This is a genomic window from Syntrophobotulus glycolicus DSM 8271 (assembly GCF_000190635.1).
GTDB lineage: Bacteria > Bacillota > Desulfitobacteriia > Desulfitobacteriales > Syntrophobotulaceae > Syntrophobotulus > Syntrophobotulus glycolicus.
Window position 1 is genome coordinate 2,755,301 of sequence record NC_015172.1, and the last position, 26,111, is coordinate 2,781,411.

At 44.0% G+C, this 26,111-nt stretch carries 28 protein-coding genes; 9 read left to right on the forward strand and 19 right to left on the reverse strand.

Annotation, left to right across the window (positions count from 1 at the left end; genetic code table 11):
• The first annotated feature begins 3 nt into the window (after positions 1-3).
• The gene (locus SGLY_RS17215) at positions 4-846 is read left to right on the forward strand and encodes a hypothetical protein (protein ID WP_169312028.1); all 843 of its coding nucleotides are present in this window, start codon (positions 4-6) and stop codon (positions 844-846) included.
• Between the two features lie 88 nt (positions 847-934).
• Here the strand turns inward: SGLY_RS17215 and SGLY_RS17220 are convergent, their stop codons facing one another.
• The 8 genes from SGLY_RS17220 to SGLY_RS13740 all read right to left on the reverse strand — a co-directional run bounded on the left by SGLY_RS17220 (position 935) and on the right by SGLY_RS13740 (position 9,072).
• Complete coding sequence (locus SGLY_RS17220; protein ID WP_013625823.1) at positions 935-2,080, reverse strand: DUF4349 domain-containing protein; 1,146 nt, start codon at positions 2,078-2,080, stop codon at positions 935-937.
• Positions 2,073-2,576: an RNA polymerase sigma factor gene (locus tag SGLY_RS13710; RefSeq protein WP_013625824.1), complete on the reverse strand. Its 504-nt coding sequence runs from the start codon at positions 2,574-2,576 to the stop codon at positions 2,073-2,075. The genes SGLY_RS17220 and SGLY_RS13710 overlap by 8 nt, the downstream gene beginning before the upstream one ends.
• A 274-nt stretch (positions 2,577-2,850) precedes the next feature.
• Positions 2,851-3,735, reverse strand: coding sequence for a pyridoxal 5'-phosphate synthase lyase subunit PdxS (pdxS, locus tag SGLY_RS13715; protein WP_013625825.1), 885 nt, complete (start codon positions 3,733-3,735; stop codon positions 2,851-2,853).
• 57 nt (positions 3,736-3,792) lie between these two features.
• On the reverse strand, positions 3,793-4,722 hold the full coding sequence (gene cysK, locus SGLY_RS13720; RefSeq protein WP_013625826.1) for a cysteine synthase A: 930 nt from the start codon (positions 4,720-4,722) through the stop codon (positions 3,793-3,795).
• Positions 4,723-4,842: 120 nt separating this feature from the next.
• Complete coding sequence (gene cysK / locus SGLY_RS13725) at positions 4,843-5,772, reverse strand: cysteine synthase A (protein WP_013625827.1); 930 nt, start codon at positions 5,770-5,772, stop codon at positions 4,843-4,845.
• 203 nt (positions 5,773-5,975) lie between these two features.
• Positions 5,976-7,238 carry an MFS transporter gene (locus tag SGLY_RS13730; RefSeq protein WP_013625828.1) on the reverse strand — a complete coding sequence of 421 codons (1,263 nt, stop codon included), beginning with the start codon at positions 7,236-7,238 and terminating at the stop codon, positions 5,976-5,978.
• A 13-nt stretch (positions 7,239-7,251) separates the two neighbouring features.
• Positions 7,252-8,427 carry a GNAT family N-acetyltransferase gene (locus SGLY_RS13735; protein WP_013625829.1) on the reverse strand — a complete coding sequence of 392 codons (1,176 nt, stop codon included), beginning with the start codon at positions 8,425-8,427 and terminating at the stop codon, positions 7,252-7,254.
• Positions 8,428-8,502: 75 nt separating this feature from the next.
• The gene (locus SGLY_RS13740; protein WP_013625830.1) at positions 8,503-9,072 is read right to left on the reverse strand and encodes a nitroreductase family protein; all 570 of its coding nucleotides are present in this window, start codon (positions 9,070-9,072) and stop codon (positions 8,503-8,505) included.
• A 412-nt stretch (positions 9,073-9,484) separates the two neighbouring features.
• On the opposite strand from SGLY_RS13740, the gene SGLY_RS13745 reads away from it, so the two are divergent.
• Entirely contained in the window at positions 9,485-10,051 is a 567-nt protein-coding gene (locus tag SGLY_RS13745; protein WP_013625831.1) for a pyruvate kinase alpha/beta domain-containing protein, read from the forward strand.
• A gap of 30 nt (positions 10,052-10,081) precedes the next feature.
• Here SGLY_RS13745 and SGLY_RS13750 read toward each other — a convergent pair whose 3' ends face one another.
• The 6 genes from SGLY_RS13750 to SGLY_RS13775 all read right to left on the reverse strand — a co-directional run bounded on the left by SGLY_RS13750 (position 10,082) and on the right by SGLY_RS13775 (position 16,609).
• Positions 10,082-10,654, reverse strand: a complete 573-nt coding sequence (locus SGLY_RS13750) for a GNAT family N-acetyltransferase (protein WP_013625832.1) — start codon at positions 10,652-10,654, stop codon at positions 10,082-10,084.
• A gap of 93 nt (positions 10,655-10,747) precedes the next feature.
• Positions 10,748-12,019: an MFS transporter gene (locus tag SGLY_RS13755; protein ID WP_013625833.1), complete on the reverse strand. Its 1,272-nt coding sequence runs from the start codon at positions 12,017-12,019 to the stop codon at positions 10,748-10,750.
• Positions 12,020-12,118: 99 nt separating this feature from the next.
• Complete coding sequence (locus SGLY_RS13760) at positions 12,119-12,565, reverse strand: GNAT family N-acetyltransferase (RefSeq protein WP_013625834.1); 447 nt, start codon at positions 12,563-12,565, stop codon at positions 12,119-12,121.
• A 137-nt stretch (positions 12,566-12,702) separates the two neighbouring features.
• Positions 12,703-13,665, reverse strand: coding sequence for a cysteine synthase A (cysK, locus tag SGLY_RS13765; protein ID WP_013625835.1), 963 nt, complete (start codon positions 13,663-13,665; stop codon positions 12,703-12,705).
• 52 nt (positions 13,666-13,717) lie between these two features.
• Positions 13,718-15,247: a nitrogenase component 1 gene (locus SGLY_RS13770; RefSeq protein ID WP_013625836.1), complete on the reverse strand. Its 1,530-nt coding sequence runs from the start codon at positions 15,245-15,247 to the stop codon at positions 13,718-13,720.
• A gap of 18 nt (positions 15,248-15,265) precedes the next feature.
• Positions 15,266-16,609 (reverse strand): nitrogenase component 1, encoded by a 1,344-nt coding sequence (locus SGLY_RS13775; RefSeq protein ID WP_013625837.1) that lies wholly within the window; start codon positions 16,607-16,609, stop codon positions 15,266-15,268.
• Between the two features lie 319 nt (positions 16,610-16,928).
• On the opposite strand from SGLY_RS13775, the gene SGLY_RS13780 reads away from it, so the two are divergent.
• The 7 genes from SGLY_RS13780 (at position 16,929) to SGLY_RS13810 (ending at position 22,322) form a co-directional block, all read left to right on the forward strand.
• Positions 16,929-17,495 (forward strand): RNA polymerase sigma factor, encoded by a 567-nt coding sequence (locus SGLY_RS13780; RefSeq protein WP_013625838.1) that lies wholly within the window; start codon positions 16,929-16,931, stop codon positions 17,493-17,495.
• Positions 17,492-18,262 carry a DUF4367 domain-containing protein gene (locus SGLY_RS13785; protein WP_013625839.1) on the forward strand — a complete coding sequence of 257 codons (771 nt, stop codon included), beginning with the start codon at positions 17,492-17,494 and terminating at the stop codon, positions 18,260-18,262. The genes SGLY_RS13780 and SGLY_RS13785 overlap by 4 nt, the downstream gene beginning before the upstream one ends.
• A 91-nt stretch (positions 18,263-18,353) precedes the next feature.
• On the forward strand, positions 18,354-18,788 hold the full coding sequence (locus SGLY_RS13790) for a hypothetical protein (protein ID WP_013625840.1): 435 nt from the start codon (positions 18,354-18,356) through the stop codon (positions 18,786-18,788).
• 240 nt (positions 18,789-19,028) lie between these two features.
• On the forward strand, positions 19,029-19,790 hold the full coding sequence (locus SGLY_RS13795; protein ID WP_013625841.1) for a C39 family peptidase: 762 nt from the start codon (positions 19,029-19,031) through the stop codon (positions 19,788-19,790).
• Positions 19,784-21,052: a hypothetical protein gene (locus SGLY_RS13800; RefSeq protein WP_013625842.1), complete on the forward strand. Its 1,269-nt coding sequence runs from the start codon at positions 19,784-19,786 to the stop codon at positions 21,050-21,052. The genes SGLY_RS13795 and SGLY_RS13800 overlap by 7 nt, the downstream gene beginning before the upstream one ends.
• 353 nt (positions 21,053-21,405) lie before the next feature.
• Complete coding sequence (locus tag SGLY_RS18675) at positions 21,406-21,672, forward strand: VanZ family protein (RefSeq protein ID WP_427916599.1); 267 nt, start codon at positions 21,406-21,408, stop codon at positions 21,670-21,672.
• Entirely contained in the window at positions 21,669-22,322 is a 654-nt protein-coding gene (locus tag SGLY_RS13810) for a C39 family peptidase (protein WP_013625843.1), read from the forward strand. The genes SGLY_RS18675 and SGLY_RS13810 overlap by 4 nt, the downstream gene beginning before the upstream one ends.
• 115 nt (positions 22,323-22,437) lie before the next feature.
• On the opposite strand, the gene SGLY_RS13815 is transcribed toward SGLY_RS13810, so the two are convergent.
• The 5 genes from SGLY_RS13815 to SGLY_RS13830 all read right to left on the reverse strand — a co-directional run bounded on the left by SGLY_RS13815 (position 22,438) and on the right by SGLY_RS13830 (position 26,089).
• The gene (locus SGLY_RS13815; RefSeq protein WP_013625844.1) at positions 22,438-23,478 is read right to left on the reverse strand and encodes an LptM family lipoprotein; all 1,041 of its coding nucleotides are present in this window, start codon (positions 23,476-23,478) and stop codon (positions 22,438-22,440) included.
• 137 nt (positions 23,479-23,615) lie between these two features.
• Positions 23,616-24,344, reverse strand: coding sequence for a hypothetical protein (locus tag SGLY_RS13820; RefSeq protein WP_013625845.1), 729 nt, complete (start codon positions 24,342-24,344; stop codon positions 23,616-23,618).
• Positions 24,298-24,657: an LptM family lipoprotein gene (locus tag SGLY_RS18460; protein ID WP_242822956.1), complete on the reverse strand. Its 360-nt coding sequence runs from the start codon at positions 24,655-24,657 to the stop codon at positions 24,298-24,300. Before SGLY_RS18460 ends, SGLY_RS13820 begins: the two co-directional genes overlap by 47 nt.
• 129 nt (positions 24,658-24,786) lie before the next feature.
• A complete protein-coding gene (locus SGLY_RS13825) occupies positions 24,787-25,536 on the reverse strand; it encodes a DUF4367 domain-containing protein (RefSeq protein WP_013625846.1) in 750 nt (249 codons plus the stop codon).
• Entirely contained in the window at positions 25,529-26,089 is a 561-nt protein-coding gene (locus tag SGLY_RS13830) for an RNA polymerase sigma factor (RefSeq protein ID WP_013625847.1), read from the reverse strand. Before SGLY_RS13830 ends, SGLY_RS13825 begins: the two co-directional genes overlap by 8 nt.
• Positions 26,090-26,111: the final 22 nt, after the last annotated feature.

A 26,111-nucleotide genomic window follows, 5' to 3' on the forward strand; every position in this document is an offset into this window, starting at 1 on the left:
ATTTTGGAAACATATGCCATATTATTTTATGTGGTGTATGTTTCTATTTATTATCCCCTTAAGGAGGTGCCCATCATGAATCCTCGTTTAATTCAAGAAGCCTCAGTATTGCTGAAAAATATCGGCCCGATCATTAGCCAAGAAATATTTCCCCGCCTTACAGAGAAGTATGGTCCGGTTGTCGCAAAAAAAATCGGCCTGCCGGTAGCAAAAAAAGTAGGGCCTCCCATCGCCCGTAAAATAGGGCTTCCTATCGCCCGTAAAACCGGGCATATCCTGATGCAAAAAGCAGGTTATCCCCTGCTCAATAAAATCATCGGTCCGATATCAACGACGGGCCTTACAGAGTCTGTAGCAACACCTGACCCATCCGTTCCCGTAATTCCCGCCCCTCTCAAAAAAAGTTTTTTCAAAATTCCCAGTTTGCCATCGGTTTTGCGAAAAAAGAAAGTCCCTTCTTCCAACAATTTAAAGCCGCCTCTTCCAAGTCATCAATCTACCAATCCAGCCCTGAATACAACCACAAAACCAGCGGTGACACCGCCCTCAAATCCTTTTGCCAACACAGGGAATAGTCCCTTTTCTAAATCTTCTCACAATCCTTTTCTTACCCAAACCAGAAGTTCTTTTGTCAACTCGTCCGGCAATCCTTATCTTCAGTCAACGAATCATCCTTCCGTTCCTTTACCTGACAGCCCTCCTATCCATTCCTCCAATGATCCTTCTGTCGGCTTAGAGAACGACCCTGTTAATTTGCCAGACAATGCTCAATCAATTGATTACCAACCTTATTCTGTCAATACAAATCCCTTTCACAGAGGAAACAGACAATCTTTTCCCTTCTAGCAACAGAAAATCACATGATTTCGTGAGGGCTTAAACGGAATCGAGCTATGGGATATTCTCCGATAGCTCTTTCTTGTCGTCTGTTATTCTATTTTCGTCTGCGCCACAAAAGGTATCCTCCCCAGCCGGCTGCTCCTGTCAAGACCAAAGGCAGCAAATATCCGACCCCTACGAATACGTAATTCAGAGTGTTCCAGGCAAAGCTGATCGTTTTAATCAATGCGTTTCGAAAAGCTTTTAGCGTTGCCTGCCATTTAACCGGCTGCCAGGGATCTTGAATTTCCGGATTAAGATCGTTTTTCTGAAGTTCAAAGGATACTTCGGCATAATTCACCTGATTATCCCAAAACTTGATTTGTCCTTCCAGCTGCTCGATCTGCTGTCTGACATTTGCCAGCGCCCCTTCTACCTTTAAAATATCCTCAACAGATTTCGCCTGTTTGAGAATGTCCAAATACCGTTTTTCTTCTTCCTGCCAGTGCTTTAATCTCATCTCGGTATCATGATATTCATTGGTGATATCATTACCGGAAATTTGTTTGGAAAGGATTTTCCCCCAATTGGCTATCCCGCTTTGGAATAAAGACAATTTTTCCGCAGGAATTTTTACCGTGATATGCCCGCCGGAATCATGATCACTTCCCCGGTGATATGATTCCACTACATATCCTCCGCTCTTTTGAGCTTCGCTGCTGATCTGTTCTATCGTATCCATGATATTTTCAACCTGAAGACTGACCTGCATATTTTGAATGATTTTCCGCGAGGAACCTGCCGTTTCCGCAGGATCAGAATTCGCTGCCGGGATGCTTTTTTGATCGTTTTGCTTTACATCTAGACCCAAATCTCCTGCAGCCTGATCCAGGGAAGCAACGTTCCTGGCTTCCCCGGCAGTCACCTGAGAAGCCTTGGGGAAGAACAATTCATTGCTACCATATCCTACAATGGCCAATAACAGCAAGCCCATTGCAGGAAGGGCTATTTTCAAGCCGACCTTTTTAACATTGCCGAAACGGATTAACCTTTTTTCAGAAGAATCGGTTCTTTTCTCTGCTTCCTTCTTGCTACCGATACCCAGCATGTCTTTTTCCTCTTCCCGGTCCATTTTACGCATTGCCAGTTGTTTAATCCGTTCTTTTGCCTCGTCATCAACCTGGCTTTGCAAAAAAAACTTCTCTATATTTTCTTTATCCCCATCTTCTTCCCAATACAAGAACGGGTTCTTTTTAGGCATTTTTACCACCCCCGGTCGCTCCCAGATAAAGCTTGCGAAAGCTTTTCTTAGCCCTGTAAAGAATGCTGTCCACTGCGGTTGAGGAAATTCCCAGAATTCTTCCTGCTTCCACCGCACTAAAGCCTTCGGCAAGGCGAAGTTGGATCACTGCTGCCTGCTGCGGTGTCATTCCGGCCAAAACTTGACTGATGCTTAACATATTGAGCCAATGATCACTATGTCCGTCATCCGATGCATTGGAACCCTCCAAAGGGATTACGGATGGCATCCGTTTAAGGTGACGGTAGTAATCTGCGATTTGATGATAGGCAATGCTTAATGCCCAGGTTTTAAGAGAGCTTTGCCCTTTAAATTTGGGCCAGGCCCGCCACACCTTGACAATGATTTCCGCCGTCTGGTCCTCTACCTCACAACTGGGCACCCGTACCGCCACAAACCGGTAGATCACGGGGAGAAGTTCCTCGTATATTTCAGTAAAGGCTGCATCCATCTCCAAAATGATCAACAGCCTCCTTCCCATTTATGGATTTGTTCTATGATATTTAGACGTTAGCTCATCTTGATTTCTGACGTTGATTTTTTACCTATGTTATCGAATATTATATCAGGGAAGATAGCCGTAAATATGATTTCCTACGAGGAGAAAAACCGTTTTCTATAATAAAGACCATGTTCAAAAAGTAGAACATGGTCTTTCGATGAGTCACTATATCACATTTTTCAAACAGATCATTACATCGGAAAAGATAAGGTGTCAGAGCAATTTAACCTTACCAGCCTCTCTCCTGCATCCGTTCATTCTGAGCAATAGCGGATATCTCCAAGCCGGGCATTGCTTCTCCCAGGTCTCGGGAAACTTCGGCCAGCAATTTGGGATCATTGTAATTGGTTGTTGCCAGGACGATAGCTTTGGCTCTGGCCTGAGGATCAGCTGATTTGAAGATGCCTGACCCCACAAATACTCCATCTACCCCGAGCTGCATCATCAATGCCGCATCTGCCGGAGTGGCAATCCCGCCCGCAGCGAAGTTGACCACAGGTAACCGGCCGTTTTCAGCGACATCGACAACAAGATCGTAAGGCGCCCCCATTTCCTTGGCCGCTGTCATCAGTTCTTCCTTGGGCAAGGCGGCCAGCTTTCTGATTTCACCCGAAACGGTACGCATATGTCTGACCGCTTCCACGACATTGCCTGTTCCCGGTTCTCCCTTTGTCCTGATCATCGCCGCCCCTTCACCGATTCGGCGCAATGCCTCACCCAGATTTCGGGCTCCGCAGACAAAAGGCACTTCATAGTTAAATTTATTGATATGAAACAGATCATCGGCCGGTGTCAAGACTTCGCTCTCATCAATATAGTCTACCCCAAGCGATTCCAGAATCTGTGCTTCGACAAAATGCCCTATTCTGGCTTTAGCCATAACCGGGATGGTAACCACTTCCATGATTTTTTGAATAATTGTCGGATCAGCCATCCGGGCAACCCCGCCGGCAGCACGGATGTCCGCCGGGACCCGTTCCAGAGCCATTACTGCACAAGCACCTGCTTCTTCGGCGATTTTTGCCTGTTCAGGTGTTGTGACATCCATGATCACACCACCCTTAAGCATCTCAGCCAAACCTGTCTTCAGTTTCCATGTCCCTGTTACGCTCATACTCTCCTCCAACTGTGCTTATGCCGTTTATTAATGTTTATTCGGAACGCAGTGATCTTAAAGCTCTTGAAATAATGCTGTGCTTAAATATCTTTCACCGGTATCAGGCAGGACAACCACAATTAGCTTTCCTTCATTTTCAGGGCGTTTCGCCAGCTCTAAAGCCGCAAAAGCCGCCGCACCCGAGGATATTCCGACCAAGATGCCTTCTTCTTTGGCAATCTTTCTCCCTGTTTCAAGGGCCTGATCGTTGGTGACTTTAATAATCTCATCAACGATTTTGCCGTTAAATACTTGGGGCACAAATCCCGCTCCAATGCCCTGAATTTTATGCGGACCTGGATTCCCGCCTGAGAGAACCGGGGAATCAGCGGGCTCAACCGCGATGGCTTTGACATTGGGATTACGCTGCTTGAACACTTCTCCCAGGCCGGTTATTGTGCCGCCTGTCCCAACCCCGCCGACCACGATATCCACTTTGCCGTCCGTATCGGCCCAAATTTCTTCGGCAGTTGTCTGGCGATGAATAGCAGGGTTTGCCGGGTTCTCAAATTGCTGGGGAATAAAAGAATTTGGGGTTTGTTCCGCCAGCTCCAAAGCTTTCTTGATTGCGCCTTTCATTCCTTCCGCCCCTGGGGTCAGCACCAATTCCGCCCCATAGGCTTTTAACAGGTTGCGCCGTTCAATACTCATGGTATCGGGCATGGTCAGAATCAATTTATATCCTCTGGCTGCCGAAACAAAAGCCAGACCAATACCTGTGTTCCCACTTGTGGGTTCAATAATTGTCGTATCTTGATTAATTAAGCCTTTTTCTTCAGCATCTTTGATCATGTTAAGCGCTATTCTATCTTTTACACTTCCGCCCGGATTAAAAGACTCTAGTTTTACCAGAACATCAGCCTTTAATCCCTTAGTCAGCTTTTTCAATTTCACTAAGGGAGTCCCGCCAATCAAATCAGTGATGTTTTCATAGATTTTTCCCATTGTTAAAATCCCCTTTCCAAATATACATAATACCTATGTATTTTATAGGCATTATGTATATTATATTATTAAAATTTTCCCAAATTGTCAAGTCTTATTCATCATTTACAAAATTATTGTCTAGTCCTCTTGAAACAGAGGTGTGCTTAAATACCTTTCACCGGTATCAGGCAGGACGGCCACGATTAATTTGCCTTTGTTCTCCGGACGTTTCGCAATCTGCAGAGCGGCAAAAGCAGCGGCGCCAGAAGAAATGCCCACTAATACTCCCTCTTCCCGGGCTAAACGCCTGGCAGTTTCAAAAGCTTCTTCGTTTTTGACCTTGAAAATCTCGTCAACTACTTCTGTATTCAGGACATCGGGAACGAACCCGGCTCCAATCCCCTGAATTTTATGGGGGCCGGGCTGGCCGCCGGAAAGTACGGGCGAATCGAAAGGTTCAACCGCAACCACTTTAACATCCTGTTTGCGTTTTTTGATTACTTCACCCGCCCCGGTAATTGTTCCCCCTGTACCTACACCGCCAACCAAAATATCCACCTTGCCGCCGGTATCTTCCCAGATTTCTTCACCGGTCGTCGCCCTGTGGATCTCCGGGTTTGCGGGATTTTTAAATTGCTGGGGAATAAATGAGTTGGGGATCTGAGCGGCAAGCTCCTCAGCCTTGCGAATAGCGCCCTTCATCCCTTCGCTCCCCGGAGTCAGCACAAGCTCAGCGCCATAGGCCTTCAACAGGTTGCGCCGTTCAATACTCATGGTTTCAGGCATCGTCAAAATTAAACGGTATTTTTTTGCTGCCGAAACAAAAGCCAGAGCAATACCGGTATTGCCGCTTGTCGGCTCAATAATCACTGTGTCCGATTTAATCAGGCCTCTCTCCTCGGCATCTTTAATCATACTAAAACTGATGCGGTCCTTGACACTTCCTCCAGGGTTAAAAGATTCGAGCTTGACCACTACCTCTGCCTCCAATCCTTCAGCTACGGAATTCAGTCTCAGCAGAGGTGTTTTTCCAATCAGATCAGTCAAGTTGTTGGCAATTCTCGTCATTTTATCAATCCTCCATAGTAGAATTATATCAAAACAAAAAGACCGATTTCCGCTCATAAAGAACCAGAAATCAGCCTCAAGTTTTCAAGTTAGCTAATCCACACTATATATATAGATTTTATGTAATTTATATTACATATTTTACTTTGAGGACAGGTTGTTTGTCAATACCATTTAAAAACTCTCTCTGCTTATTTCCGCGATCATTCTTTATTTTTTGTTTCCGTTAATTTAGATTTTATCATTTTTCTTTTAGAAGTAAACACGCGGACACTATATAAAATAAGAATCATCACGCCACATGCCGCAAAGCCGTTTTTAGGGCCATAATATTGGGTCACAATCCCCGCGAAAATATTCCCGATAGCCAATGACCCGCCATTGACTAATGAATATACGCTCATTGCCCTGCCGCGGTATTTATGGGCGGTATTAATCTGAATAACCGAATTTGCTAAGGAGGTGAAGGTGACAAAGAAAAAACCTATGGCCCCAAAGCAAAGTATTGTGAATATCTTGCTGTTTTGAAGGTCTATCATGATCAGTAACAGAGAAATCATCAAGGGCACAGCTCGAAGCAAAACCTTATTCGGCTCACTCCCGCTGATTGTCGCCACAAAGATCGCTCCGATAAATGAGCCTACCCCGATAAAAGACATCAAGATACCAAATCCGGTTTCTTGCTGATGCAAGACCTGTTGGGCATAAACAGGCAGCAGCACATTAAAATTAAAAGCGAAAGTCCCAATGATCGCTGCGGCCAGCAGGGTATCGGAAAGTATTTTTTGCTTAAAAATATATTGAAGTCCTTCCTTAATCTCCGAGAAAACAGTTCCCCTGATCTCCGTGTCAATCTGAATCACCTTTGGTTCAATAAAAAACAAGCTGACCAAGACAGCCGCAAAACTCAGGGAATTGGCAAAAAAACAGAAGGCTATACCGGCGTAGCCCATAACGATACCCGCCAGGGCAGGCGCAATAATTCTCGCTAAATTAAATATGGAAGAATTCAGAGCAATGGCATTGATCAGATCTTTTTTCTCTACAAGCTCAATGAGAAATGCCTGACGGGCCGGAATGTCCAGCGTATTCACCAGCCCTAAAGCTGCCGCCATAACAAGAATATGCCAATATTGTACCAAATCTGTCCAAACAAGAACGGCCAGAATACTTGTAATCAGGAGGGCTGCTGTCTGAGTCATTATGATCATTTTTTTTCTGGAAAACCGGTCAATTAAGGTTCCGGCAAATAAAGAAAACAGTAATACAGGAGCAAATTGGAGGGTACCAACCAGACTGAGCAAAAGAGGGGATTTTGTCAACATATACGCCAGCCAAGGCTGCGCTATATTTTGCATCCAGGTACCCATTTGAGAGATACACAAGCCAGTCCAATAAATCCTGAATTGTCTATTTTTTAAGGCTGTAAACGGATTGTTAAAATTTTCTCTGGTCGGTAAAATCATGTGCAGCTATCCTTCAGTATATTTCAGACATCCAGGGACGCGGCCCGGCAAAAATCATCGCCGCCAGGCCCATATCTTCTTCTGGCGCCTCAAATAATCCGGTCAGGCGCAGTTCATAAGGTGTCTGAAAACCTGTATAAAGAGCAGCCAATTCACGGATGCCTAAGTTGATGCGGCCCTCACCGCCCGGCTCAACCTGTAATTTGCCATTTTGAAGGCGCAGGATAAAACATCCATTATTCCAGGGTAATATCTCATCCGTTATGCATAAGTGAAGTTCCCCCTGGAGTCCCGAGGCGTAACCCCGGGTCTCCAACGCTGTTTTCACATGGATGATCCGCGTCATCCAGTCTGATTTCCCGGTAATTTTCACCTTTTGCTCCGGGAGAAGATACACAAGCGGATCAAATGGTCCCCCTGCCCACTCCACTCTGGGAATCATCGTCCGGTGATCCGCGAAAAAAGTAAGCAAACGGCGGCCCGCATTCCTCGTCAATACGCAATAGTCCAGGATAAGCATTGGCTCCTGCATTCTCTGGCCGCTCTGGGCAAATAGGACGTATCCTTCTATTCGATTGCCGCATTTGATTAAATATTTATGAATCAGCTGACCTTTTTGTTCCAACCTTCTTCGCCAGATCACCGGGTGCCTTTCCAATAAACCCGCGGACTGCCGGGCTTGTGCCGCAAAAGCATCAAAAATAGCCTGTTCATCCCCCTGTTCAGCCGGCACCATATCCAGAGAACGGTCGGCAACATCAATCACATCGGTATGCAGCTCGTATGAGATCCGGGAGCCTGAACGTCCGTAGCCTACACTGCGGTACAAGCGCAAGGTAGCCGGATATAATCCGGAAATCGGGTATTGCCGCTCATGCAATTCGCGGAGCAAGTTTACCAGAAGGGCTTTGGCTGCGCCCTTCCCCCGGTATTCCGGGGCAACGCCTACATGAGTGATGCCGGCCATTGGCACCTTTGTGCCGCCAAACCATTGCGCCATGGGGTAGATGCCTAAGCCGGCAACGATCCGCTTCCCGTCTTTCATGCAACGAAAGTTTTCCAAACCGATCCCTGAAAATGTCATTTGAATCCGTTCCTCTGGAATATGCAGTGATTGTGAAATGATCGACATCAGGGTATCTTTCTCCGTTTTCCGTACCGGTCCATAAGTAAATTTATCGTTGAACATCACTCAAATTGCTCCTTTCTGCCATTTTAAGCGCAAACATGCTCTTTTGTTTTCTTTCCGGACAAAGATCGTTTATCAATTTAATAGAATGTCTTGCAGTTTCCTCTTTGGTACGTGATGAACTGCTTTTTCATCCCGCCAATATTTTATGTTTTTAGAATCTGTTGCTTCCTCTAAGACCACAATTTCTTTCGGTTTTCCCAAGGCTATGGCTAAAATTATTTCATACCTGTCAGGAATCTTCAGAGCGTTTCTCAAGCCAACTCTATCGACGGAACCGAACATACAGCCTCCCAGGCCTTTTTCGCAGGCTCCTAAAAGAATACTTTGGCAGGCAATCCCGTGGTCCCAGAAATAGTTGCTGCTGATCTCTTTATCGGCTACCATGATCACGTATGCGGAAGGCCTTTCCCCTTCAACCGGCCCATCCCAGTCTGTGAAATACCCTGCCCATTTCAAATAGGGAAATATCAGATCATTTTTATCCTGATCACAGGAAAGGATATATTTCAGCGGTTGCAGATTGCCGCCCGAGGAAGAAAGACGGGCCAGCTCAATCAACTCCTCTAAGATTTCCCTGCTAATCTTTGCATCCTGATCAAATCTTCGAAACGTCCGATTTCTGGCGATAAGATCCTTAATCATCGGCCAAGTCCTCCTTTTTGTTCGTGTTTTTCATGACGCTTTGTTTAACATTATCTCTCAATAAACAGGCATAAAAAAAGACCAGACTATCTTTAAACACAAAAATAGCTAGTCTCCTGTTTATCCGGTCAACTGTCAAAAGAATGTCCTGATTAAGATGATGCGGTCTTAACCCACTATAATATAAATATTATACCACACCAGGCCTGGGCAGTATAGGGGACTTCTCTCCCTATGTCATGATGGAAATGGGTTGAAATCAACCCGGTCAGTAGATATAATGACAATAACAGAAGAAGAATCATTCTTCAACGGTTGACTGGGAAACCGGAGGCTGCGGGGTCTTTCATTTAGACCGCCCAGCCTTTTTTTATGAGATTTTAAGAAATTTATGATTATGGGGTGTTATTTTATGGAAAAAAAGGTTGTGTACTTTGAAACCATCAGTGCTGATAATACGGAGATTACTTTTTCTCTGGTCAAAGACGCATTAAAAGAGACCGGGATCAAAAAAATCGTCCTGGCCTCAACTACGGGCGCGACTGCCCTGAAAGCCGCGGAGTACTTTCGCGGTCAGGATGTTCAACTCATCGTCATTCCGCACCAGTACGATTTTAAAAGACCGCAGAATCCCTTTTCGCAGGAACGGGTTAAAACGCTTCAAGAAGCCGGCCATCAGGTGCATTTTGGCACCATGCTTTTCCACACCAATGAGTTGTACGGATCTACGGCTCCGACAATCATTGCCAACCTGCTGCGCTCTTTCAGCCAGGGGGTAAAGGTGGGCTTTGAAATCGTTCTTATGGCTGCGGATGCCGGTCTGGCCGTTCCAGGAGAGAAAGTTATTGCGATAGCAGGGACGGCACGCGGATCGGATACCGCTCTGATTATGCAGGCGGCTTCTTCCCAGAACCCCAGCAGGCTTCGCGTCAATGAGATCATCTGCAAACCGCTCAATCCATTAAACACAGAGAAATAAAGCCCTTGTTTTCCAAATTACCACTTTGTTTTACCGCTTCATTGCCTCTACTAATCTTGTTTCATCTATTTGATGAATGGAGCAGGGAAATAAAGGGTAAGCTTCATGGGTATTCAAGTGCATTTCCCACCATTGGACATCAATCCATTTTCCAAATTTGTACCCCACTTTAGAAGATATTCCGATTGGTTTAAACCCGAAATACTCATGCAGCGCCGTGCTGGCCTGGTTGGGCAGCGCAATGATTGCATAAGCATTACAAAACCCTTGTAATTTAAGCAGTTTAAAAAATGGTGAATATAAGGATTTGCCTATCCCTCTCCCCACCCGATCTGCTTTTACATAGATGGAGACATCGACTGCCCAGGAATAAGCGGACCGTTCATGGTGGGACGAGGCATAGGCATACCCTAAGATTTCTCCTTCTTGTTCATAGACAAGCCAGAGGTGTTTGTCCATAACCTGACGGATTCTCATTTCCATCTCCGCTGCAGAAGGTCCCGCCGTTTCAAATGAGATCACCGTGTTCTCGACGTATGGGGAATAGATCTGCCGGATTTGTTCCGCATCTTTTGTTGAAGCCAACCGTATGCGCGAGGTCATTCTTTCTCCCTCCAACCAGTTATTTTTACCGGTAAAGATTTGACACCGTTCTCTTTTCTTCCGCTGCACCTTTTGATGATGGCTGCAAGCACTTTATCTGCGAATTAAAATTACGATACCTGAGGCCATCAGACAAAGCAGGCCTGCCGAAATAAATGCCCAATGATAGCTTCCGGCAATCGTATGCAACGCTCCCGCATAAAAAGCTGCCGCAGCTGAACCAACCTGATGAATCGCCATCATCCAGCCAAAAATGACTATGCCTTGTCTGCCAAAAATATTTGCAGCGAGGCGTACTGTCGACGGCAGGGTGGCACTCCAGTCCAAACCATAAAAAACAATAAAAAACACAATGCTCAGGTGATTGGCTTCTAATGTGAAAGGCAGTAAGACCAGAGACACTCCCCGGAGAATATAATACCAGAATAATAACCAGCGGTTATCCAATCTATCGGATAGCCATCCGGCAAACGTTACCCCGAAGATGTTAAAGACTCCCGCGACCGACAGCATACCGGCTGCGTAAATCTCCGTTATCCCATGATCTATACAAGCAGCAATGAAATGTGTTCCAATCAGTCCGCTCGTCGTGGCACCGCAGACAAAAAAACTGGCTGACAACAACCAGAACTCTTTGGAATATACGGCTGTCTTTAAGCCTTTCAATACAACCAGAAAAGGATTTCCTTTGGTCATTGAGTTTGCAAGATCCGCCGTCTCGGAAGCGCCATAAGGCAAAAGCCCGATATCTCCGGGATTATTGCGCATAACGATGATGACCAGAACCATAACGGCCAAAGCCGCCCCGGATAATAACCAAACGACAACTTGCCAGCTGAAGGATTGCAGCAGCTTGGAAAATAAGGGAAGGAAGATCAGTTGGCCGGTCGCCCCGGCAGCACTAAAAATTCCCAGAATCAGGCCGCGGTGTTTGTCAAACCACTTCTGAGCGATCACTGTCCCCAATACTGTCGCTAAAAACCCTGTCCCTATCCCGACGACGATTCCCCAGAGCAACACCATTTGCCAGGGAGCTTTGACCCAGGCGGTCAAACTTGTTCCTGCCGATAAAAGAAGCAGCGCCAACGCAACGACACGTCTTGTCCCGTACAATTCCATCAATGCCGCGGCAAAAGGCCCGCAAAAACCGTACAGCAGAAGGTTAATCGCTACAGCGAGACTGATTTCAGCCCGGCTCCAACCAAAGTAAACCTGAAACGGAACCATAAGCACACTGGGCGTTGAACGAATTCCCGCAGCCAGCACTAATGTGAAAAAGGTTGTTAGTACGATCAGCCAGTGATAGGGGAAAAAAGAAATCTGCTTGTTAAAAAAGCCGGTTTTTTTCTGATTCAAGTGAAACATGTATCCTCCAATTTTTCATTGTCCAAGCCTGTTCAAAGACCTGTTGGGCATAAAAAAAAGACCAAACCGCATTTACATAGATAGTACATGGAATTTACATTATGCACGAAAGAATACCAATTTCAGGGCATGAGCCTCATATCCATTATATTGACCTGTGAACTCTTCAACAACTTTAAACCCTTCACTATAATATAATCTTTTAGCCGGCTCATTATATTTGGCAACATTTAGATATGCCGTCTCTCCTACATCAGTCAATATCCAATTCAGTAATCTTCTACCGATTCCTTGCCTATAGTATTGGGGGGCAACAAATAGCCAAGAGATCAAGGTATTATGATATCCTGCAAATCCAACAACCCTGCCGTCTTCTTCCGCAACAAATATTTTACTTTCATGAAAGGATCTGATCAGTTCTTTATCCGCCTTCAACGGCCTAATTGCTTTTAAATCACATGAGCCACGCATTTCATCGGGTTTTGCTCTGTCGAAGACATGGCATACTTCTTCCCAGTCTTTCTCTGTGTAAGCCCTTATCACCATTGGCTGCTCTCCCACGTTAAGAATCCCAAAATAAAAATGGAAAAAATCATGTCAGATTAGTTTCTCACAACAAATGAGCCGAAGAACATATTCGGAAATTGGTCATTGGCTATCAGAAGCCGAAAGATTTTCTAGATTCAGCGCCAGTATCTGCTTTTTTCGTCCGGCAGGTTTTGAAAAAGAACGGTTGACAGGTATCTTTCCCCGGTATCGGGGAGTAAGGCGACAATCGTTTTACCGGCATTCTCCGGCCGTTTGGCAAGCTGAGCCGCCGCAAAGGCAGCGGCGCCCGAAGAGATGCCCACGAGCAGTCCCTCTGTTCTGGCCAGCACCCGTGAAGTATCAACCGCTTCTTCATTTTTCACTTTAAAAATCTCATCGACAACCTCATACTTAAATACCTTAGGCACAAAGCCCGCTCCGATGCCCTGGATCTGGTGCGGCCCCGGACTGCCCCCTGACAAAACAGGCGAGTCATTGGGCTCGACCGCCACAACCTTGACCTCCGGTTTCCTCGCTTTCAGGACTTCTCCCACTCCTGTAATGGTTCCTCCCGTACCGACACCGGCCACGAAGATGTCTACCTTGCCTCCGGTGTCCCTCCAGATTTCCTCAGCAGTCGTCTCTCGGTGCACCGCCGGATTGGCGGGATTGTTAAACTGCTGCAAAATCACAGAGTCAGCAATCTGAGCGGAGAGTTCTTCCGCCTTGCGGATCGCTCCCTTCATCCCTTCCGCACCGGGTGTCAGGACCAGCTCCGCCCCCAGAGCTTTCAGCAGGGTCCGCCGTTCCAGGCTCATGGTTTCCGGCATGGTCAGGATGATCCGGTAGCCTTTCGCGGCTGCCACAAAAGCCAGACCGACACCGGTATTGCCGCTGGTCGGTTCAATGATCACCGATTCTTTTTTCAGGAGGCCTTTCTTTTCGGCATCCACGACCATGGAATTGGCAATCCTGTCTTTGACACTGCCCAGAGGATTATAATATTCCAGCTTCAACAGCAGTTCCCCGCTTAATTTTGCCAGTTTGGCAAAGGAATTCGGTCGAAACAGCGGAGTGTCACCGATCAGTTCCGTCAAATTATTTACAATTTCCGACATAGAGATTACTCCTTCTATAACTTGATTTACCCTGTGCTATCATTATCCTGATTTAAGCCTGAACCTCCTTGATGTTGTCAAAGGGATTGGTTTCATACCATTCCGGCCGGAACGGCAAGGCGACATTGGCAGCTATTTTTCTGGCAAAGGTTGTATTCTGGAATTTTCGCGCCGCCTTCCGGGCCAGTTCGTAGGCTCCCGAATAGCCCATATAATTAAAGGTCTGGCCGAAAAGAGGGATATTGGGTATGCCCAGCTTGGTCACCCAGCCATTGGCCCCTGTATGCCCGACATAGAGGTCCGGTTTAAGCCTGTTCAGGATCACCATTTCCTCCGCCGGCTGCCCCGGGGCAACATCAATGACGGCCTGCTGATCCGAAATCTCATCAATCAGGGGTACGGCAAAACGGTCAAAGTTATGCGGTTTCAAACCCAGGACATTCATCCCAAGAGACTGGTAAAACTCGGCGGTTGTAAAAATACGCATTTCTCCTCCGCCCACAAATACCCTCTTGCCTTTCAGCACTTTTTTGAACGGCTCCAGGGCCTCTTCCAGTTGGGCCGTCTCTATGGCGATCAGTCTCTCCACCTCATCTTCCAGTTTGAAGAATTTCCCGATTTCCCGCAGCCATTGATTTGTGCTCTTGATCCCTATCGGTAAGGTATCGATGACATACCCGGTACCAAAGCGCTCTTTCAGATGACCGACAAGGTAATCATCATGGGTGGCGCAGATGCTGACATTCAGGGCGGCCTCACCAAAGCGCGAAATTTCCTCCACACTGGAAAACAAAGGCATTACCCGCACATTTAAATCAAGCGCCTTAAGCAGCCTGGACAGTTCCACCTCGTCGCCATAGCTCGTGGAACCGACATTTAACAAATTTACTGTCCTGCTGTTCAAATACTTTTCAGCCGCGTCGCCAACATCATCCGGAATCGTCCTGTCGTATCTCGGGACTGGATCAACCAGTTTTTTTAAGACACCGTGATAGGCAGAGTCATAACCGGTGGCGACAAACTTGCTTTTAAAGCCTTCACAGTGCACAGGCACCACCCGGGCTGAGAGCTGCCTGTCAAGCTCATCCAGCAAAGAGTCGATATCGTCGCCGATAATGCCGGGCACACAGCTGTTGGCAATGATAATGGCATCGGGGCGGTATTCCTGTTCCGCATAGAGAACCGCCTTGCGCAGCTTCTCAATACCTCCGGAAATCACATCATTTTCATCCAGGTTGGTATGCAGCCAAATATTGTCTGTTTTGGGTTTCTGCTTCTGACCGCGCATGGTTTTTCTGGTGCCGGCAAAGCTGAGACTGGTTGAGCCGCAGCCAAGCGGAGCGTGAATGATGATCACAACATTCTGAAAGGTTGCGACGATCCCTAAAGCCAGGGTGAGCTGACAGCCGCCCCCCTGGGCGAATTTCCTGCTGTTGAACTTAGTACAGCTGTTTCCCATCCCTTTTTTAAGACTCCGGCAGGAACCGCCGAAGGCGTTACATGCTTCGATCCGTTCTTCCCTGGTCGGCGCAGCCTCTGCTCCTAAATAATGATAGGTGAGGTTCTCCGTTAATTTAGACATGCTTATACCCTCCTTCGATTAACGATCACTGACGAGCGCTGAAAAGATATCTTCAGCGAGTGTTAAACCGCCTTGGTAGCCGGTATACCCTCTGTCCAGAACCAGCCTGTTGGTAACCGGAAATGCGACCGACAGAAAATTGGCTCCGATTTTTTCCGCCGCGGTGGCTTCAAGGCTGCTGCCGACAACAAAGACCGGGCTGAGCGCATTCTCATATTTGTCATTATGATTGTATTGCCAGCTGTGCCGGATATGGTTGAGAAGCTGCCCCGTCTGCGGTTCAAAGACGACCTTGGGTTTGGTTTCAGAGGTCAGCTGATTGAATTTCGATTCATATTTCTTTTTGCTGAGATCATCATGATCCTGGTCGTTGATCACAACCAGATGCGGAATCCAGCCCAGATCATCGGCCAGGAAGCTTGTCAGCGGAAAGGCATAGCTGCTGTCGGCCGCGACTATGGCATATCTCTGGAAATCGAGATCACTGTAGCTGTCCAGAATTCTTTCCAGGTAGCTGTAATAATACTTTTTTTCCTCCGCGATCAGGGCCTTGACAGCAGACTGCTCAAGTCCCAGCAGGGAGGTGATCTTGTGCAGAAAAGCATCCGTCCTCGTTTCCCCGATAGGGAGATCAGCCGTAATGTAGGGGATATGATGTTTTTCTTCAAAAACCTTAGCGGTCTCAATCCCGTAATTTTCTGAAAAAACAATCGTCAGACCGGCATTTCCGTAATTTTTGATTTTCTCAATGGTTTCCCCGTCGCCGAAAAAGGTGTTGACCTGAACCCCCAGCAGGTTCAGCAGCCTTTTGATTCCCTTGATATTGCCTCGAAAAAAAACATCCTGCCCCGGGACAATGCCCAAAATATTGACTGTTTTTTGGTCTTTCTCCTCTTTCTTTTCAACCAATTCCGCCGCGAGCGTACTCAGGACCGCATCATATCCTTTAAAACTGTTGCCCAAGAAGCCCGGCGTGCTTGCCGCCAGCACAATATCCCTGCCCTCCCGGAACCGGCGCGTCACCCCAAGGACATCATCGCCGATGATTTCAACTTGGCATCCGGTCACCACAAAATAAAGGTCGCCGTCTATGACTTTGATGGTGCTGGAAATTTGTTCCTCCAGGCGTTTTTCACCGCCGAAAACAATATCATTTTCCACGACATTGGAGGTAGGTGTCATTGTTCCCCCGCAATACCCCGCTCCCTTGTAGCCTCCGGCCATGTTATACGTATTGGACAGCATACCTGCGCATCCTCCGGACGCATGTACAATCGGCACGGTCCTATGCAATGCCGATAAGGTCACAATGGCCCCGCCGAGAGCACAGGTGAATTTTGCACGGTCAATAAAATTTGCCACTTAATCGCCTCCCAACATTATAATATCTGACTAAATAAAGGAAGAGGCCAGGCAAACATCCTCGAAAGGTTTGTTTACTTAGCCTCCAGTTCTCCGGTCAAGCATTAAATCCACTATTTCCATGTACTTAATATACTTTCAATTCTATGTTCTTGTCAAGAATTATTTAAATGTTTAAATCTATCATCTTCTAAGGTTTTATCATAACCAACTCTCAGTCTCCTTTGTCAGAGAATCTTTATCCCGCCCCAGAGAGGGTTCAATGTGCGCGGCGGAGAATCTTGCACTCTAAGAAATATTTAACGAAGGAGAAATCGTCATGTTCCCTTTAGTAATATTGGCCATAGAAAATGATGATGACAGAGAATACATCACAGAGCTATATGTACAGTATTATTCCATCATGAAAAAGACAGCTTATCAGATTTTACGGAATTACGACATTGTCGATGACCTGATAAACGAGGCCTTTTTAAAACTGATCGAAAAAATTTCAACTTTAAGGGCATTGGAGTGTTGCAAAAGGACCTCTTACATCGTCTATACGATCAGAAACATTTCAATCGACTACATTAAGCACCGTACTGTTGAGACAAAAATGGTATTTATGGGTATGGAGGATGACCTGATGGATTCAATTCCTGACACGGCCAATACACCGGAAGAAATTTCCGCGGCCAAAGAAACCTATGAAGAATTGGGAGCGGCAATCGAAACATTATCAGAAAGGGACAGGGACTTACTGTACTGTAAATACAATCTTGAGCTGAAAGAAAAAGAAATAGCGGAGGTCATGAATATACCGGTAAATAACATACGCCAATACTTGGTGCGGGCCAGACGCAGAGCATTAAAAACGCTTAATGAAAGGGGGCTGCAAAAATGACTGTCAGCCATAATCCTATGGACAAAAATCAACTTCTCGAAGAGCTTGCAGAAATACAGATAAAGCTCGCAATGACAAGCTATGCTGAACGCGACGGACAACGGCTTCTTCAGGAAAACGAAGAACTGAGGAAAGATCCGTTCTATCAGCCTACAGTTGAAGCAAAACGTAAATTTAAGAGGATGATCAATCAGCACTATTACAAGCAAAAAGCAAAAAATATACTGCAGATATTCTCTAGAAACTTAAATAAGACAGCAGTGGTTTTTTCACTTTTGATCGTCTTGCTCTTGACCTCTGCCTTTACCGTCCAGGCTGTGAGGATAAAAGTATTGAACTTATTTATCAGTATGGAAGACAAGTATACGGAAATACGGCTTGAAGACAAAGGGACTATTGTCGGAAATGATCTGCTCATCAACTGGGAGAATGCTTATGCACCCGCCGTTATTCCAGAGGGTTACTCAATCAGCAACCTGACAAATCACCAAAACCTCAAATCAATTGAGTATACAAGCAAAAACGGAGGAATTATTCTGTTTCAGCAAATCGATAAGAATGGAAGCACAAATGTGGATACGGAGAATGCAGAAAAAGTGGAAAAGGTGACTGTCCAAGGAAGAGAAGGGCTTTTAGTGAATAAAGAAGGCCTGATTACTGTGATCTGGTCTAATGATTCCTATGGATTCATTTTACATGCACAGACTGCTGATTTGGGGAATAAGGATGTTTTTCAAATAGCCGAAAGCGTTACTTGGGTAAAATAAATTTTTATTAGGGTGTTGCAAAATCCATTTTCAATCGTTTGTATAAATGAGAAGAAAATTTTTCCAAATAAAATTGGGGAGGGTTTTATTGATGAAGGGAAAAAAGATTGCCGTAGCAACACTGTTAGTCATGTTAACGACAGGCACACCAGTTTATGCCGAAACCAATGCTTCTATTAGTGCCAGAACTGGACAAATTACTCCATACTATGCATATCTCTCTAGAATTGGAGCAGGTCTTTCGATAGAAGGGAACGGATATGCTATTTGTTCAGGGGATATCGTTCTATTTAAAAATTATGATTCAGAAATAACACTTACTCTGCAGCGTTCTAAAAATGGCGTTAGTTGGTCCAATGTCACGTCATGGTCAAAATCTTTTTCGGGCATTGGTTCCCACAGTTTGGAAAAGGGCTATTATGTCAGTCCAGGTTATACTTATCGCATCTTGAATACATCTAAAATTAAAAGCGGCTCCACAATTTTAGAAACCGCTACCTGCTATTCGTCCATAAAAAAATATTAATCGTTTGTAAGCAGAAACAGATATTTGAATACAACATTCAAATATAAGCACCTTCAGATCAAGCAGTACCCGCTAAGTAACATTTGATCTGAAGGCCGTGCCCCTACACAAAATGGTAGGTAATTTTATATTACCACTTGGGGGATATTTGTGAAGGGAGAAAATTAAAGGAGAGGGAATTATTTTTTCTTATCCCATTATCTAAGAAAGACATGAAACAAAAATTGAGGAGGTTTACTGATGAATTACAAAAATAAAATTAAAGCGTTTGCTTCCATAGTCACCATTTGCACTTTAGTTTTGGGAGGTAATGTCTATGCGGCAAATGTATGGGATGGTCTCAATGAAGCGTATACGAAACCCACCATTGGGCAGCAGAAAGCAGCCGAAGAAAAATCAAAATTAGCCGATGAATATTTAAAACAAAAGATCGAAAAGGCCAAAAAAAATTCTGCTGATGTCGGAATAACTGCCACGGGAGGATCAAAAACCAACAGAGTCGGAACTTACAGGCAATCCAAAGGGTATACCTGCGGGCCGGCTTCAGCACGTAACCTTATCAGAGGGTATAATCTAGCCAATGGTGGATCTACCCCATCGGAAGACACTTTGATAGCAGCCTTGGGGACAAAATCCGACGGAACGGGATTCGATGCCACAAAGTGGCAGAACACTTTAAACCAATATGCCTCGGGCAATAATTACACCTTGCAGCAGGGAACCTCGAGCGGCTGGAATAACAGTGTCAGGGCCAAAGTCATTTATACCATTGATAAAACAAACAATTACAATGTAATCGCCGATTTATACCATGGTTCAACTTCTACACCCGTTAATCCTGTTTATGCCAGCGGAGCAAAACACTATATCTGCGTTTATGGTTATAATGACTCAACTCAAAAATATAACATTGTAGATTCCTATTCCCAAGCCCCTCTGCAGTATCAAACAAGCTATACAAATTTGGCTAACTCTACACAACAAAGAGGTATTGTATGGTAAAGAACTCTGCTGAACAAGCAGGAAGGAGATCGACGTTTACGTTGATCTTCTTCCTGACCTTTCTTATCCTGAATTTAACTGGCTGTAACAGCGTGCCGGCAGCCAGGAATGCAACGCCAGCTGAAAAAGAATCTTGGACAGTCGTGGAAGGGGAACAGGGTGCCGTACAAAAAGCCACTAGACAGGATAGTGATATCTTCGCCGTTCCCGCTCAGACTTTTATCAAGTCCAAATTATCCGACCATCTCTTGCTGGCCGTTAAATCCGATCTCAAGGACATTTACACCTATGATGTTGAAAAGCAATCCCTGACCAAGTTCTTAGCCGTTAAAAACAGTGACAAATTTATCAAAAAGATCGTCAGCAATACGGAATGGATCGTCTGGCTGGAAACGGAAGACTTGGTCCTGGATACAGGCAATAAGTCCTTCCAGTGGCAGATGGTAGGCCACAATGTCCGCAACGGCGAAGAGATCATTCTCGACCAAAGCTCCTTCCGGTCTAATGACTACGATATTCCTTTACCTGTGAACTATACTCCAGATGACATGGCGATTTCCAAAGAAAACAAAGTGGTTTACTGCCGGACAGACATCGAAGACTCCAAAATAATCAGCGAAGTCATCCTCTATGATTTAAATGCCAAGAGTAAAAGCGTTATTGTCAAAGCCGGCGATGTTCATGACGAACTGATTGCTACCTGCGGGATCTACGGTGATTCGATCGTCTGGAACAAGTTTTATGGGCCGGACGGCACGGAACAAAGACTTACCTGGACTCTATACAGCGATCTCTACCTGTACAATCTTAGAACGCAAAAAACAGAGCGTTTGACAGTCAATGATTATTACTATGACCCCTGCCTGTATGAAAACAGAATGGCCGCTATCCATATTCCGCTGAAAGAAGAGGGTATGGATGCCTGTAATACGGAGATCGTCATGGCGAATCTGGAGGATAAGACAATCAAGACCGTTGTAGATGAGAACTCTCCCTGTTATGACGTAGTAGAAAATCAAATGGTCAGGCATCAACCGAGAATAAACAACCGGTATATCAGTTGGTATAATAATGCAGGCAGCGGCAGGTTTATTTTCGATTACCAAAAGAATCAATTTCTCGAAGTCTATGACGGCGCTACCGATACCCCAGACAATACCATGACCATCTGGGAAATGTTTGACAATTACGTAATGATGTATATTAACAATGATGACAAGGAGAAAAGCAAAACGTTAATGATTGATATGCGTGAGATCTGATCTGAAAAGTGTGTTCCTGAACAAAATGGCAGGTACAATAAAACAAAACCCTGTGGGATAGATAAAAATACATCCGGCCAGACTGAAGATTTCTGCGAGAGAGAAAAAAGTTTATGAAAAGAAACATTGTAAAATATTTATTTTTAGCGTATGTTATTCTGGTCGTCGTCATTACGCTATTTCTTATTGTTCCTGTTTTTGTTATCAACTCAGGATCTATCTCCTATAATCTTACACCTTTTTCTTTTTTCATTAACGACGGATTTAACTCGGTCAAATCTATTTTTTTATCGGTATTAGACATCAACGATTAATTTTTGTTATAACTTTTAAAGGCTTTTTTTATAATATCCTTGTTTTGTCCATTGGGTTTCTTATTGCCGGCGTTAGACCGGAAATATAGCTCGCTAAAAAGAACGATAGCCATTAGTTTTCTATTCTCCTTATGTATTGAAACCTTACAGTTGCTCATCATGGTGGTGACACCGACATCATGGAGAGTTTTTGATGTTGACGATATTATAGCAAATACACTCGGGGGAATAACCGGGCTTTTCTTCTACAACAGACTTCTCTCTTTATTCTTGATTAATTGCGTTGGAAAAGGACGGCACAAATGAACTATCCAAAGAAAATAAATGTATTGACCAAAATAATGCTGATTTTGTTTCTGCTCATGATCGGGTTCAATACCGCACTTCAATTCTTCTTAACAATAAAGGGAACGGGCATATCCATTTTAGACATATACGCCCAATCCCTGCCCCAAAAAGATACCAAAGAAATAGAATACACTGATACCTATTTCGTGGAAACGAAGAGCTATTTTGAAAAACAGGAAAGAGGACAATGCGCCGGTTTCTCGTCTGCTTATGTTCTGAGAACCTTTGGGGAAGAAATAAGCGGACGGGAAAATTACCGGCAGCTTAATCATAAGTTTTCCAATGGTTATGTAATGCCGCAAGCACTTATAGAGATTTTTAATCAATACGGCCATCATGCAGAAATGCTGCACGGCGATTTGAAACACCTGAAAACAAGACTAAACGAAGGAAATCCGATTATTGTTCTGATTGGGCATTTTACCAGCTGGCAGCACTATGTAACAGTTGTCGGATATGATGAAGAAAATATTTTTCTCTATGATTCCAACATGGATACAGATCATACCAATGGATATAACAGAACAATGACGAATACGGAGTTTTTATCTCAGTGGGAAAATGAAATCCCGTTGTTTGAACAAATTTATTTTGTTGTTTCAGAGTAAGTTAAGAAACCAAAACTGCTTCGTTGATCGGTTGACTCTCTCCCATCAATCAAGGCACTGTCTTTTCTTGCGGTTAATGTTAGACAAATGATTGTAAATCATATTTGACGGTCGGTTAATTTAAATTGAAGGTATATAACTGGTGCTGGCTTTCACCGCCTTTAAGGAGTGTTGCCAGAAAAACGCTGTTTTGATCGGGTGAAAACCCAGCCGAAACAATAAGCTCGGTTGAGTTATGGATAACATGTCGCTGATCGGTTAAGTAATCATAGCAGATCAGCTTTTCCTCTTTCGATTCATTCTCCTTTACAGCATAGACAATTTGCTGATCCGAGATATCCATCAAGGTAACGTTTCCATTCTCTGAAATAAATTTAGGTTCTTTTTCCCCCGTACTGCTGATGAGTGCAAACGTATCTTTACGCTCGCCGAGGATATGGATAAGAATATCCGTATTATTCGGGAGAAAACGGCAATACAGCAAATCAACCCATCCATCCGGGTACTGGAAGTCTTTCCCTCCGGTCAATGTTTGTTTTTTCATGGAATCTCTGTCTATCATACAAATATCGCTGCGGCCATTGGCAATATACAGTAACTTAGCATTGTCTTTGGACCAGGATAGGCTGGCGTATTGAGAAGACGTATCAATTTTTTTGCTCTCTTTCAATTGATTATTCGCGATATAAAGGCCATCTTTCCGTACTCCCGCTAAATATCCCATATCCGATGAATAACGTATGAAGTTATCTTCCGCTTTTTTTCTATACTCATCAACCAGAGACAAACCGGCTCTGTCATAGAAAAAAGCCCTTTCCCAATTCTGATAGCCAATGATTTTATCATTAATTAAAATTTGATCTTCATAACCTGTAGAAAATTGACCTTCATACAAAACTTTGCTGTTTTTTGTGTCTAAGTTGTAAGAAATGATTTTCGAATGCTCATTTTCTTTATTATCGCCAAAAACAAGTAAAACATTGGTGTCATCATACCATAAGCTTTTAGCCATGGTGAACGATTGTCCAGGGTCAAAAGATATTTTTTTCTCTTTGAAATTCGCCTTATTTTTCCCTTCCATTTCTGCTTGATTTCCGCAAGCAGTTAAACCAAAAATCAGAAAAATTGCCATAAAGCAAACGTATATTTTTTTCATTACATCCCTCTCGAATCATGTTTTTTACGCTTATGTCTTACTTCCCCTCATTGTATACTCAAATAATAGAAAAAAGGAGGGATGATTCCTTAAATTTTTATTAATTTTTTCTAAATTCCAGACCGAAATACGGGAGGTTAATTTAAATTGAAGGTATATAACTGCTCGCTTTCACCGCCTTTAAGGAGTGTTGCCAGAAAAACGCTGTTTTCATCGGGTGAAAACCCAGCCGAAACAATAAGCTCGGTTGAGTTATGGATAACATGTCGTTGATCGGCTAAATAATCATAGCAGATCAGCTTTTCCTCTTTCGATTCATTTTCATTTACAGCATAGACAATTAGATGGTCGGAGATACCCCCCCATGTCGTTATACTGCCATTTTCCGGAAATAATTTAGGCTTTTTGGCTCCTGTGCTGTCAATTATCGCAATCGAATCATTATTCTCACCCAGAATATGCACAAAAATATCGGTATTGTTCGGCAGGAAGTAGCACCACATTAACTCGACCCATCCATCAGGGCACTGGAAGTCCTTCCCTCCGGTCAATGTTTGTTTTTGCAGGGAATCTCTGTCTATAATATTAATATTGCTGCCACTATTTGAAATATACACTAACTTAGCATTGTCTTTGGACCAGGATAGGCTGCTGTATTGAGAGGAAGTATCAATCTTTTTACTCTCTTTTAATTGATTATTCGAGATATAAAGGTCATCTTTCCGTACTTCGGCCAAATATTCCATGTCCGATGAGTAGCGTATGAAGTCAACTTCGGATTTTTTTGTATAGTTATCGGTCAGAGACAAACTGGCTCTGTCATAGAAAAAAGCTTTTTTCCAATTTTGATAGCCAATTGTTTTCATTAACTAAAAGGTGATCTTCAGATCCTGTAAGCAACTGACCTTCAAACAAAACCTTGCTGTTTTTTGTCTCTAAATTGTAAGAAATGATTTTTGAATGCTCATTTTCTTTATTATCGCCAAAAACAAGTAAAACATTGGTGTCATCATACCATAAGCTTTTAGCCATGGTGAACGATTGTCCAGGGTCAAAAGATATCTTTAGGTCCGTATTCCCGTTTTCTTTTGTGTTGCTATTAACTACCTTTTCATTTCCACAGGCAGTTAAACCAAAAGCCAAAAGGATTATAATAAAACAACGATATATTTTTTTCATTTCATACTTCCTTTGCTGAATTGATTTAATAATTATCAAACCCCAAATCTCACCTCCCTTCGTTTATCCCTTCACTCAAATAAACGAAAAAAGGCGACTATTGTTACACTTAGCATGGGAAATTTTTCATTATTTTTTCTTAATACTTTCAGCCATCTTAATCATTTCCGCCTTATCCGCTTCTCCTATCAGGGAAAGCAGATAGTCTTCCTTCCAGACAATACTCACAATCCCTTGTTTTTCGGATAAAAGTGCATTACTACTATGAATCATGATAGTTTGGACAGTTGCACCTTCTGTATCTATTCTCAGGTCTGTATTGCCGCTAAAATATTGATTGAATTCAATAGTATGTCCTTTCTCATTTTTATAGTTAATCGTGCTCACCAGATCGCTTTCTTCAATTTCATCAATTGTAAAACCGGAGGGAACATCATTGGGAACATATCCGTTCCAATCCTGCGGTATGTGCGTGTCAGTTTGTTTTAATCGGTCGTTATTCTCATCCTCCGTCTGAATGCTGGTATATTGATTTTGGATATCGAGAATGATATTTAACGCTTTCACTCTGAAGGCCTGAACACTGGCCACCACGATTGTGAAGCTTCCTAATAAGACCAAAAGAAAAATCGCTGCTTTGGGTACAGACCGGACAATTGTTTTTCTTATTTTGTCCCATCTTTCTTTTCTCTCACAGCAGGCAATGATCTTTTTCATTTTCCGGTTAAATTCGGGCGGAAGGGTAAATTCGGAATCTGCATCATCTTCAGCCGGATATTCGGCCAATATGTTAGCAGCATGACAGGCTGCGGCATATTCGTAAAGCGCTTCCAGCATTTTTTCTTCGGCTTCAGCTTTCGCCGTTTCCTTTTCATCCACGGTTTGTTCCCCCCTCTTCCTGGGCTAATAATTTATTCAAGCTTTTTCTGGCCCGGTGAAGGCGGGTCCTGGTATTCTCCGGGGTAAGATTTAAAAGCCGGGAGATTTCCTCGTTGGTATACTGATAGGAGTATTTCAGAGAAAGAATGTCGGCATAGGGCGGGTACAGTTTCTTCATTTTCTCTGCTACTCCGGTCAAAATTTCATTCCTGATTAAAATCTCTTCCACACTTGGTCCGGGGTCCGATAAATCTTCTTCAGGTGTTTCCGTCAAAATACCGGACTGTTTTTTTCGTTGACGGTAAATATCGATCGCAGTGTTTCTAACAATGATAACGAATAAGACCCTTATTTTGTTACAGTCAATGTTGAAGATCTTATCAACATGATTCAAAATATTGATAAAGGCTTCCTGAACAGCGTCCTGAGCCAGATGTTCATCATTTAAAATTCTCTTTGCCACCTTATACATCAAGGAAACATGTTCTTGATACAAAGCTTCCAGCCTGCTGCGGTCTTCTTTATTTTGGATGGCAGCAAAAATAATCAACATACACTTTTTCACTCTTTCATAT